At 40.5% G+C, this 11,950-nt stretch carries 13 protein-coding genes; 4 read left to right on the top strand and 9 right to left on the bottom strand.

Going from position 1 to position 11,950, the window contains the following annotated elements:
* Positions 1-152: 152 nt before the first annotated feature.
* From cysM to PR809_RS10890, 5 genes are all read right to left on the bottom strand, one after another.
* Positions 153-1,037, bottom strand: coding sequence for a cysteine synthase CysM (gene cysM / locus PR809_RS10870; RefSeq protein ID WP_206277095.1), 885 nt, complete (start codon positions 1,035-1,037; stop codon positions 153-155).
* 374 nt (positions 1,038-1,411) lie between these two features.
* Positions 1,412-2,500, bottom strand: coding sequence for a sulfate/thiosulfate ABC transporter ATP-binding protein CysA (cysA, locus tag PR809_RS10875; protein ID WP_102137564.1), 1,089 nt, complete (start codon positions 2,498-2,500; stop codon positions 1,412-1,414).
* Positions 2,501-2,502: 2 nt separating this feature from the next.
* On the bottom strand, positions 2,503-3,363 hold the full coding sequence (gene cysW, locus PR809_RS10880; RefSeq protein ID WP_102137563.1) for a sulfate/thiosulfate ABC transporter permease CysW: 861 nt from the start codon (positions 3,361-3,363) through the stop codon (positions 2,503-2,505).
* Positions 3,363-4,193 (bottom strand): sulfate/thiosulfate ABC transporter permease CysT, encoded by an 831-nt coding sequence (gene cysT, locus PR809_RS10885; protein WP_102137562.1) that lies wholly within the window; start codon positions 4,191-4,193, stop codon positions 3,363-3,365. The genes cysW and cysT overlap by 1 nt, the downstream gene beginning before the upstream one ends.
* Complete coding sequence (locus tag PR809_RS10890) at positions 4,193-5,215, bottom strand: sulfate ABC transporter substrate-binding protein (RefSeq protein ID WP_206276579.1); 1,023 nt, start codon at positions 5,213-5,215, stop codon at positions 4,193-4,195. Before PR809_RS10890 ends, cysT begins: the two co-directional genes overlap by 1 nt.
* Before the next feature lie 322 nt (positions 5,216-5,537).
* Here PR809_RS10890 and PR809_RS10895 point away from each other — a divergent pair, with 322 nt between their 5' ends.
* Together PR809_RS10895 and PR809_RS10900 are read left to right on the top strand one after the other, a co-directional pair.
* A complete protein-coding gene (locus PR809_RS10895; protein ID WP_094961724.1) occupies positions 5,538-5,723 on the top strand; it encodes a type II toxin-antitoxin system HicA family toxin in 186 nt (61 codons plus the stop codon).
* Between the two features lie 49 nt (positions 5,724-5,772).
* On the top strand, positions 5,773-6,186 hold the full coding sequence (locus tag PR809_RS10900; RefSeq protein WP_094961723.1) for a type II toxin-antitoxin system HicB family antitoxin: 414 nt from the start codon (positions 5,773-5,775) through the stop codon (positions 6,184-6,186).
* 65 nt (positions 6,187-6,251) lie between these two features.
* Here the strand turns inward: PR809_RS10900 and PR809_RS10905 are convergent, their stop codons facing one another.
* The 3 genes from PR809_RS10905 to PR809_RS10915 all read right to left on the bottom strand — a co-directional run bounded on the left by PR809_RS10905 (position 6,252) and on the right by PR809_RS10915 (position 8,522).
* Complete coding sequence (locus PR809_RS10905; RefSeq protein WP_195697433.1) at positions 6,252-7,151, bottom strand: Dyp-type peroxidase; 900 nt, start codon at positions 7,149-7,151, stop codon at positions 6,252-6,254.
* 242 nt (positions 7,152-7,393) lie between these two features.
* Positions 7,394-7,999, bottom strand: coding sequence for an RpoE-regulated lipoprotein (locus PR809_RS10910; RefSeq protein WP_206276578.1), 606 nt, complete (start codon positions 7,997-7,999; stop codon positions 7,394-7,396).
* Between the two features lie 91 nt (positions 8,000-8,090).
* Positions 8,091-8,522 (bottom strand): GNAT family acetyltransferase, encoded by a 432-nt coding sequence (locus tag PR809_RS10915; RefSeq protein WP_004264887.1) that lies wholly within the window; start codon positions 8,520-8,522, stop codon positions 8,091-8,093.
* Between the two features lie 136 nt (positions 8,523-8,658).
* On the opposite strand from PR809_RS10915, the gene hemF reads away from it, so the two are divergent.
* Complete coding sequence (hemF, locus tag PR809_RS10920) at positions 8,659-9,576, top strand: oxygen-dependent coproporphyrinogen oxidase (RefSeq protein WP_102137558.1); 918 nt, start codon at positions 8,659-8,661, stop codon at positions 9,574-9,576.
* Positions 9,577-9,734: 158 nt separating this feature from the next.
* Positions 9,735-10,871, top strand: coding sequence for a M4 family metallopeptidase (locus PR809_RS10925; protein WP_166267520.1), 1,137 nt, complete (start codon positions 9,735-9,737; stop codon positions 10,869-10,871).
* 119 nt (positions 10,872-10,990) lie between these two features.
* Here the strand turns inward: PR809_RS10925 and rluF are convergent, their stop codons facing one another.
* The gene (rluF, locus tag PR809_RS10930; protein WP_102137557.1) at positions 10,991-11,860 is read right to left on the bottom strand and encodes a 23S rRNA pseudouridine(2604) synthase RluF; all 870 of its coding nucleotides are present in this window, start codon (positions 11,858-11,860) and stop codon (positions 10,991-10,993) included.
* Between the last annotated feature and the right edge of the window lie 90 nt (positions 11,861-11,950).

Consider the following 11,950-nt stretch of genomic DNA (forward strand, 5'->3'; position numbering starts at 1 on the left):
TGAGGAGATGATATTACCTCTGAATGGGTGACCAAATTAACTATGCCATTACAGTAATAAGCCCTTATAGGGCTAGAGCAAACCACCCGCATAGCGGGTGGTTATGATTTGTGGAGATTTTTTATTGAGCACAGACTTGCCATTAAATTATCTCACTCATTAAATACACCTGTTGATAAATAACGGTCTCCTCGGTCGCAAATGACTGCCACAATGACCGCTCCTGGGTTAGCCTTCGCCACTTTTAACGCACCGGCAACCGCCCCACCCGAGCTCACCCCACAAAAGATACCTTCAATTTTAGCTAAAGCTCTCATAGTCTCTTCCGCTTCTTGCTGGTTTATATCCAGCACGCTGTCGACTAACGAGTCATCGAAGATACCGGGCAAATAGCCAGGGGACCAACGACGAATACCGGGGATCTGACTCTTTTCCGCAGGCTGTAAACCAACAACATGTACCTCTGAAGATTGGGATTTTAAATAACGGCTTACCCCTGTAATTGTCCCTGTCGTCCCCATACTGGACACAAAGTGGGTAATGCTACCGTTAGTTTGCTGCCATATTTCAGGACCTGTGGTTTTAAAATGGGCCAACGGGTTATCAGGGTTATTAAATTGGTCTAAAACTTTCCCCTCGCCTCTTTGTTCCATTTCCTTAGCCAAATCGCGGGCACCTTCCATACCAACAGCCGTACTCACTAAGATGAGTTCTGCACCATAGGCTTGCATTGAAGCTTGTCGCTCTTTACTCATGTTATCAGGCATGAGTAATTTCAGTTTGTAGCCTTTTACCGCAGCAATCATCGCGAGTGCGATACCTGTATTTCCACTAGTTGCTTCAATTAGCGTATCACCTGGTTTAATTTCACCCCGTAATTGCGCTTCATTAATCATTGAAAATGCCGCGCGATCTTTCACTGAACCTGCGGGGTTATTACCTTCAAGTTTCACCCAAATTTCAGCTTCAATCCCTTGTGTTAAACGCTGAAGTTTTACTAATGGGGTATTACCGATAAATTGTTCCAGAGCCGACACGTTACCATCCTTATAATTTTTATATATAAATAAGAAACAATAGAGATAAGATATTACCCCAATATTGGTACGTGAAAGTTGAAATCTCTTCACATTAATATTAGAAAAATAGATTATCTTAATGACCATTTCTGATATAGCTAATTGATATATTATATTACAATAAGCTTATAGAATTACCAGTTATATTTCACATAAAAATACAATGATTAACCCTATTTTATCAATGAGTTAGATGAATTTTGAACATGAAAGGAATTAGGCTGCATATTTTTATATACAAAGCCTAAATATCGCTAATATATGAAGAAAATAATAGAAAATATAACACCAATAATATATTTATCAGTGTTATAAATTATTGAATTTTATATTCATGCACTTTTAGCTAACTGTGGGAAAATTAATTCCTGATCCCCTTGATAAATCTTCGCCTGTTGGCTGCCTAAAAAGTAACGCTCACCTCGAGTTGGTATCGTTTTAGCAGATTGCCAAATCACTGACAACGGTTCTTTACCCCAACCTAAAGGCTGAACGGTTAATTGCCAAAAATGCCCTCTTGGCCCCGATTCGGTGACCCTAACGGGTAAACGGTGCTGCTCATCCACTTCCGCTTGTAATGAAATATCCCAAGGCCGTAAGAATACATCGACTTCACCTTGCTGAGCACCTGTATGCTTTAGTGGGAACGCATATCCATCGATATTTAATGTGGAACCTTTGATATGGGCAGAGATTTGGTTGATTTCCCCCATAAATTCAAGGACAAAACGTGTCTCTGGACGTTGCCAAATATCACTCGGTGTACCCACTTGTTCAATATGACCTTGGCTCATCACCACCACTCTGTCCGCCACTTCCATGGCTTCTTCTTGGTCGTGGGTGACAAAAACACTGGTAAATTTTAGTTCATCATGTAATTGGCGTAGCCAACGGCGTAACTCAATACGCACTTGTGCGTCGAGCGCACCAAAAGGCTCATCCAATAATAAAATTTGCGGGTCAACCGCGAGAGCCCTTGCTAATGCCACACGCTGTTTTTGCCCCCCTGAAAGTTGTGCGGGGTAACGTGAAGCCAAATGGCCAAGCTGAACCATTTCTAGCAATTTGGTTACTTTATCTTTAATAACTTGAGCTGATGGCCGCTGTTTTCTGGGTAAGACAGTTAAACCAAATGCCACATTATCAAATACTGTCATGTGCCGAAATAGCGCATAGTGTTGAAATACAAAGCCAACATGCCTATCTTTGGCGTGAATTTTACTGACATCATGGCCATGAAAACGTAATAACCCCTGACTTTGCTGTTCAAGCCCTGCAATAATACGCAATAAGGTTGTTTTTCCTGAACCAGAAGGCCCTAATAGGGCAACCATTTCACCCGATGCGATATCCAGTGAAATATCGTTGAGTACTTGGGTTTTACCAAATAACTTACCGATTTTTTCAATTTCAATACTCATGATTAATGGACTCCTGATTCAGATTGCTGTCGACTTAAATGCCACTGCAATGCACTTTTAAGAATTAAGGTGATAATCGCCATGACTGCGAGGATCCCTGCGGCCGTAAACGCCCCTACCGTATTATAATCTTGATGCAATAATTCAACCTGCAACGGTAAGGTGTATGTTTCCCCACGGATAGCCCCTGAAACTACCGAGACCGCACCAAATTCACCGATTGCCCGGGCGTTAGTTAAAACGACCCCATACAGTAGTGCCCAGCGGATATTGGGTAATGTCACACGCCAAAACATCTTCCATCCTGACGCTCCCAGTAACACCGCAGCTTCATCTTCTTGGCTACCTTGGCTTAACATCAAGGGCACGAGCTCACGTACGACAAATGGACACGTCACAAAAATGGTCACTAACGCCATACCTGGCCATGAAAACATGAGCTGGATATCAAAACCTTCAAGCCACCCACCAAACCAGCTGTTCGAGCCATAAAAAAGTAAGTACAACAAACCCGCAACAACAGGTGAAACCGCAAATGGGATATCCACCAAGGTGAGTAATAATTGGCGGCCTGGAAACTGAAATCGTGTTACTAACCAGGCCATCATGGTGCCAAAGACTAAATTTACTGGAACGGTAATTAAAGCGATTAATACTGTTAAACCAATGGCATGTAACATGTCTGGGTCTGCCAGATTTAATAAAACGGTATCTAACCCTTTTTGAAAAGCCGTAATAAATATCCAAACAATTGGAATGACTAACAGTAAAAATGAAAACAATAAACCTATTGCAATTAGTAGCCATTTTCCCCAGTTAATTTGAGTACGGCTAGCAGTGTGAATTGGTGTAATTTGCGCCATTACTTGCCCCCTAACCGTTTACCAAAGCGGCTTTGTACTAAATTAACACTAAATAGAAGTAACAATGAAACCGCTAAAATAACCGAGGCCACAGCACTGGCTGCCGGGTAGTCAAATTGCTGTAGCTGACTAAAAATCATTAATGAAACAACTTCGGTTTGCCACGCAATATTACCCGCAATAAATATAATGGCACCAAACTCGCCTAAACTCCGTGTAAAGGACAAAACCGTTCCGGCTAATAAGGCCGGTGAAAGCTCTGGCAGTACCACTCGACGAAAGGTTTGCCAACGGCTCGCACCTAGGGTTTGAGCAGCTTCTTCGTACTCAGGGCCGAGCTCTTCCAATACAGGTTGAACTGTACGCACAACAAACGGAATACTGGTAAAAGCCATCGCAACCGCAATTCCCAACCAAGTATTCACGACTTTAATATCAAACTGCTGCAGATATTGCCCATACCAGCCCGAGGTTGCAAACAGGGTTGCCAATGTCAGCCCCGCTACCGCAGTAGGTAAGGCAAAAGGTAAATCCACTAAACCATCTAAAAACAAACGCCCAGGAAAACGATAACGCGTTAGGATCCACGCTAATAGCATGCCAAACACCGCATTAAACAAGCTTGCCACTAGTGCTGACAATAACGTCACTTTATACGCGGCAACCACTTGCGGGTAACTAATGACCGCCCAATATTGCTGCCATGTCATTTCCGATAATTGAATTACCAATGCGCTCATGGGTAATAGCAATATCAAACAGGTATAAAATAGACTGCTACCTAGCGTTAGCCCGAAACCCGGCAAGAAACGCTTTCCTGAACGCTCCATTAACGGCGCCCTTCTGCCATTAATTGGTCAAATTCCCCACCGGTGGCAAAATGAACCTCCATCACTTTTGGCCAGCTCTCAAATTGTGACTCAACGGTAAAGAGCTGAGTTTCAGGAAATTTAGCCTTATTTGCATTCATCACCGCTTTGTCATTCACTCGATAATTATACTGAGTGATGATTTCTTGAGCCTGTGGGCTATAGAGATAATTTAAGTAAGCTTTAGCGACGTCTTCCGTGCCATTTTTCTGTACATTTTTGTCGACCCAAGCGACAGGAAACTCCGCTAAGATATCCACTGGCGGTACAATGACTTCGTAGTCTGACTCGCCATACTGAGAGCGAATATTATTCACCTCTGATTCAAAGCTAATGAGGACGTCACCGAGCCCTCGCTCAATAAATGACGTCGTCGCGCCACGCCCACCGGTATCGAATACCTCTACATTTTTCAAAAACTGTTTCATTTGTTCACGGGTTTTTGCTTTATCATCTTTATTTTCCTGATTAAAAGCGCCCCATGCCGCAAGGTAGGTATAACGGCCATTTCCTGATGTTTTTGGATTTGGGAAGATTAGTTTGACATCTTCGCGGACTAAATCATCCCACGTTTTAATTTCTTTAGGGTTTCCTTTACGAACTAAAAATGCCATCGTTGAATAATAAGGCGAGCTATTATTTGGTAAACGCGCTTGCCAGTCTGCTGGGATCAAATTCCCTTTCTCATGCAAAATTTGCACGTCAGTGACTTGGTTGTAGGTCACGACATCCGCTTTCAAACCTTGTAAAATAGCTAAGGCCTGCTTAGATGAACCTGCGTGTGATTGCTTAATCGTGAGTTTGTCGTCAGGGTGAGCCTCATTCCATTGCTTTTCAAATGATGGATTCAATGCCACAAATAATTCACGAGCAATATCATAAGAGCTATTAAGTAGTTCAGCGGCAACTAATGGCGAGCTACCAAGTAATGATACCGTTGCCAAACTCGCTAGTGCTGTTTTTTTCAAAAATGATTTTTTCATTCCACACCTGTTCGTAACTAAACCCAAATGGCTAAGATTAAAACCACTGTATCTGTTTTGGTTATAACTGTGTAGCTATCAATCACCTTTTTATATACCAAATTGGAATAACAAAGAAATGAACGTCATAAGCAGGAAAATTAACTGATTTTTTAATTAGTTAGTGATATGAATGCGTTTCATTTTTAAGTTTAGCGAAGCAAAGACACCTTAAACATTTTCCCCCTCTCTCTTTTTTATACACATAATACACACTTTAAATATTGTAAGCACTCTTCAGAGTGTGTATTATGTGTATATCAGTTAACGAAATGGAGGGATCGTGCAAAGTTCGGAACTGATAAACATACTGCAAAAAAACGGTTGGAAACTTGAAAGAATAAAAGGAAGTCACCATCAGTTTTCCCACCCACATTTTTCAATTGTAATTACTGTTCCGCATCCACAAAAAGATTTAAAGATAGGCACACTAAATCACATTTTGAAGGCTGCGAAACTAAAACATTAAATAAGAAAAGCGTTCACGCATGAGCGCTATCTTTAATGGAGATAACCTAATGCTTTATACCGCCTTTATTGAAATTGATAATGATGGCAGCGCAAGTGGCTGGTTTCCTGATATTGAAGGGTGTACATTCGCGGGCAGCAATATAGAAGAGGCTTACGCAGAAGCAAAATCAGCAATTGATGCTCACTTTGAATTATTGAGTGAAAAAGGCTTTGAGATCCCATTATCGAAATCTCAGCAAACGCTATTGAACCCAATACAACCTGAATATGCGCATGGGATATGGTTATTTGTGGATGTCGATATGGATAAATACGATGGCCGAACTGAGCGTATTAATATCACCTTGCCGCATCGTTTATTACATCGTATTGATGCTTTAGTGAAGGTTAATCCTGAATATGGTAGCCGTAGTGGTTTTATTGCTGCTGCAGCTCGTAAAGAATTAAAAAAAACCGATTAATACATGGAAAATAATAGATTATATAAATAATTATCAATCGCCGCATCCCTGCGGCAACTTATTGATCAAAGAGACGTCAATGTCTCAATCGACGGAGCATAGTAATAACTCCCCGAAACGGCTTTCGTCATACGTAGCAAATCATCGTATTTGCCGTCTTTTTCGCCGAACATACTTAATAATTGCTGTTCAATATTGTGTAACCTTGCACAATAAGCGATAAAAAATAAGCCATGTTTGCCGCTTGCTGTACCATATGGCAAGCTGTGACGCATAACTGAAAGCTCTTCGCCCTCTTCTTCTATCACTACGCGTGAGACATGAGAGGTGACATTGCGTGCATCTTCATCTAATTCAACACTATCTTTTTTCGTACGACCAATCATTTTTTCTTGTTCATGTTCCGAAAAACGATCCCATTTTCTCAAATCGTGTTCATAGCGTTGGACTAAAACATAACTTCCGCCTGTATCTTCACCGTCTTCGATTAATGTGACTTCTGCAATTTCTTCCCCTTGCGGGTTCTCTGTTCCATCAATAAAACCGCTTAAATCTCTGTCATCTACCCAACGGAAGCCATGAATTTCTTCCACTACAGAGATAGATTTACCAAATGCTTTTAAAGCTGCCTGCGCTAATGAAAAATTAATATCATGGCGCAGTGATTGAATATGAATAAACATATCCCGTTGAGTGGCAGGAGCAAGCCCTTTACCTAGAGTGCGAAATGGTTTCAATTCAGGGGCAGTATTTGCCTTACCGAGCTGTTTCCAGATGTCAGAACCAAACGCGATAACGGCACCAAGGCGATCATCTGGATATTGCGCTTGTAATTTGGTTAAAGCCTCGACAAAGCTTTTACATCCAGACTTAACTTCATCCAGAGATCCCTCTTGCACTTGCGCTTCAATAAAAATACCAAAACGGCTATGTTCTTTCAAAATACCACTTTGAGAATGAGACATACGGTAAACCTCGTAAAATGAATATGTTATATAACCTATTTTTTATATAAGCGATTTTAATATTCTATCTTATCGCTATGATGTTCGCCTTGTTTTAACGCAAGGGAATATAGGTTTCCGGTCTATTATAAGAAAGAAAATTTAAGAAAGGGGAAATTTCTTTGAAAACAAGGAAAAAGAAATTTTAGTGGGAAGATATCGCCAGTATGAATAGACCTGGCGATATCATTAACGAAATGAGGTTATTTATGCCAAATAATTTGTGAGACTTGCCATGTTTTCAGGTCATTATCTGAAGGCATTAAATCTTCTGGTCCTTGCCATTTACCTGTAAAACGGTAAACCACTTTACTTGATTGCGGTGAATTACATTCAATGGTAGGAACGTCATTGACTCGCTCACCTAAGCCGCAAATACCAAATGCTTTTTGATAAATTTCGCTAAATTCAGTACCAATCGTAGGCCCCCATTCGGTTGCGATATCAGGGTCATTCACCGTAATTCGCGATACATAGCCGTGCTCTGGACCAACTATTTCTAATTTTACTTCATCATCATCCATTCCTTGGAAAATTGTGACCACATCCCCATTTTCCATTTGCATACCGCTGCGTAATGTATAGCGGTCATCCAGTTGTTTCTTAATGATATCCGCTTGCATTGGTGTAAAACTAGTCACTTGACCAAGGCCTGAGTCAGAAACCGTCAGTGGGCCACTAAACCAAGTCGACGGTGAAAAAACCTTCACACCCGCACACCCTGATAACAGGGCTGCTCCACAGAGTAGAGAAGCCTTAAACAACGGCGATAATCCATTATTACTATTCAACTTTGCATGTTGGGACATATCATCCTCTTTTATGAGTCGCATAATGCATATTGTGACAATCTATTTATTAAAACATTCCCATGAATAGTTAAATAAATAGTCAATTAACTTAAAAATCCGTTTCGTGAGTTAATTTTTTCGAATAAATTAAACGTTCAGGTTGTTCTTCTTCATACAACATTTTTTCAAACATACAGATAGCCGCATCAGACTCTTCACTCACTAACAGCTCTATTCTTCCGCAGCCTCTGGCGATCAGTTTTTTTTCTAGTCGGCTCACTAGTGCGTTAGCGATACCACGGCCACGGTATTCAGGGTGAACGGCAAGGTAAACAGCAGTACCACGAATGCCATCATATCCTCCCATAATAGTGCCAACGACTTCCCCGGCAACTTCAGCCACTAAAAATAAGTCTGCCCCACACTGTAATTTGCGTTCGATATCGAGCTCAGGATCCCCTGAAAATTCATTGAGAGAACAGCGCTCCCATAGTGTCAGGACATCTTCATAATCACTTTGCCGAAAGACTCGTATTTCCATCTTATTTGCCTGCTTAACCTAATCTTTCTGCCATTATCTCTGCTTTTACGACACAATCAATATTCAATATGCCTTTCTTCGAGCAAAAGGGTATACTTTAACCATTATTTTTTACCTATGGTTCTATTATAAAACAATGAATTACCCAGATATTGATCGTGTAAAAACCTATTTGCAAAGCTTGCAAGAGACCATTTGCAAAAAAATCACTGAGCTAGATGGTAAAGAAACTTTTCTAGAACAAACATGGGAACGCTCTGAAGGTGGTGGAGGTCGCAGCCGGGTACTAACTAAAGGGGCACTATTTGAACAAGCAGGGGTGAATTTCTCGCATATTAAAGGAGAAAAATTACCTGCATCTGCTTCAGCCCATCGCCCTGAACTTGCAGGTCGCAGCTACCAAGCAATGGGCGTCTCTCTCGTTATTCACCCTCTGAATCCTTATATTCCAACAACCCACGCTAATGTCCGTTTCTTTATTGCTGAAAAAGAAGGTTGTGAGCCTGTTTGGTGGTTTGGTGGTGGTTTTGATTTAACCCCTTTCTATGGTTTTCATGAAGATGTTATCCACTGGCACACCGTTGCTCGTGATTTATGTCGTCCTTATGGGCATGATGTTTATCCTAAATATAAAAATTGGTGTGATGAATATTTCTTCCTAAAACATAGAAATGAGCCTCGTGGTGTTGGCGGGCTATTTTATGACGACCTTAACCAAGGCGGGTTTGAGTCTTGTTTTAACTTCACTCAAGCCATTGGCAATGGCTTTTTAGATGCCTATGTGCCTATTGTTGAAAAACGTCGAGAGTATTCATGGGGTGAACGAGAACGTCAATTCCAATTATATCGTCGTGGCCGTTACGTAGAATTCAATTTAGTATGGGATAGAGGTACATTATTTGGCTTACAAAGTGGAGGCCGAACAGAATCAATTTTAATGTCAATGCCTCCGCTTGTTCGCTGGGAATACGACTATCACCCAGAACCGAATAGCCAAGAGGCCGCTCTCTATACTGAATTTTTAATCTTAAATAAAGAGTGGGTTTTGCCATAATTAATAACATTGGTTTACAAATTAAGGTAGAAAGATAACTGTTCTACCTTTCTAACATAAAATAACAATAATTAATTTTAAAGCTTACATATCAGGTAGTTACAAAACCATCACGACGAATTATGATTCCATTTCACCCAACTGAATGGAGTTATAATATGAATCAATCTTTAGGCCGTTCGTTACTCTCACCTTGTTTATTGGCCAATTTAGTGACTAAAGCAGGTCATAGTGACTTAAAACCAACGCTCACACATATCAATGATATTATGAGCCGAACCTATTCACATGAAGATGCCTTACTTCATCGCAATAATCTTTCATCTTGCCCTATAGATACAGCTGGAAAGCGTTATAACCGCTTTATTCGTGACGCTCAACTCCCCGTTCCATATAAGCACCACTGGCACTCCGACCTACCAATCTGTGAACGTTCAGGACTTTCTCCAGATAGTCATATGCCACATGATGACTATGCTGTCATTATGTGCGAAGACGACACTCAAGCTCCCTCAAGGCCAGCTGGGCAAGTATTTAATTCAATTGGCGTTATTCGTACCTTTTTTAAGGAAAAATTAAATATTGACCAAATTTTTGGCTGTTCTGCTGATATTAATGCGGTTATTCATTATGGAACAAACTACGCTAACGCATTTTGGAATTCTCAAGCTATTTTCTTTGGTGACGGGGATGGAATCGTTTTTGGTCCATTCTATAACGACATTGATATAATCGCTCACGAACTTGCTCATGGTTTCATTAGTTCAAAAGCTAATTTTAGATACTCTTTCCAGTCAGGAGCACTGAATGAGTCCGTCGCAGACGTACTTGGTATTATGGTGAAACAATATTTGAACAATGAAACAGCGGATACATCTAGTTGGTTACTCGGGGAAAATTTATTTATCGACCAAATAAATGCGCCAGCACTACGTTCTATGATGGATCCAGGCGACGCTTATTATCTTTCTGACGATATTAGAGATCCACAAGTTGGCCATATGGCGCAATATCAGGATTTACCTATTTTTATTGATAATGGCGGCGTACATATTAATTCAGGCATTCCAAATAAAGCCTTTTACCTATTAGCCAAGAGCCTTGGTGGTTATACATGGGATATTGCAGGTAAAATTTGGCTTGAAGCCGTATCTGACAAACGCGTGACCTCGAAGGCAACCTTCATCGAATTTGCTGATGCAACGATCCGCGCAGCTAAGAAACTGTTTGATAATAATATCGCACAAAAAACACAACAGAGTTGGTTAGATGTTGGGTTAGAAGTCAATCTGTAATCATTAATATCGCTAGATAGCATTAAACTATTTAAGAACCATTTACTGAAAAACTAAAGGCCGATATTAAAGAGCATTCGCTAACTCTTTCATTCAGCCTTATTAATCAAACCTGCACGTTAGCGTTTTTTCTTTTTTCTACCTGGTTGTGTAAATTTTTTACGTGTCGGGTTTTCTGTTTTTGCTTTTGGTTTACTTGGCGACGCTTGCTTTGTATTACCTTTACTCGCAGAAGTGGATTTCTGTGGCTTTTTCAATTTTACGTCTGACTCAGATTTTTCCATCATATCAAATAATTCAATTAGTTCATCATCCGTTAAGTCTCGCCACTCACCGACAGGAATGCCGGTCAACTTAACATTCATAATGCGAACGCGTTCAAGTTTTGTGACTTCAAAACCAAAATGCTCACACATACGACGAATTTGACGGTTTAGCCCTTGCACAAGCGTAATTCTAAAAACAAAAGGCGCTTCCTTCTTAACCTTACATTTTTTAGTCATTGTACCGAGGATCGGGACTCCAGCGCCCATTCCACGAATAAAATCATCTGTAACGGGCTTATTGACAGTAACTAAATACTCTTTCTCATGAGAATTTCCAGCCCGCAAAATTTTATTCACCAAATCCCCATGGTTTGTTAGAAAAATTAACCCTTGAGAGTCTTTATCTAAGCGGCCAATTGGAAAAATTCGGGTGCTGTGATTAACATAATCAACAATATTATCTTTTTCACCACTCTCCGTCGTACTGACAATACCGACTGGCTTATTGAGTGCGATTAACACTAAATCTTCTTCATTACGCGGCTCAATTAATTGCCCATTAACTTTTACCACGTCACCAGAAAAAACTTGGTCGCCAATTCCTGCACGCTTACCATTAATAAATACATTACCCTGCTCAATATAACGGTCAGCTTCACGCCTTGAGCAAATACCACTTTCACTAATATATTTGTTTAAACGTGTAGAAGAACGAGTGTCCATAATTTCCCTCAATCTTTAATTCTTACCCTTCGTCCATCATGATGTATTCTGGTCACGTAAGGGCGATATTCTTTCTTAAAGTATCAATCT

This window comes from Providencia sp. PROV201 (genome assembly GCF_028479545.1).
In the GTDB taxonomy this organism is placed as follows: domain Bacteria; phylum Pseudomonadota; class Gammaproteobacteria; order Enterobacterales; family Enterobacteriaceae; genus Providencia; species Providencia huaxiensis.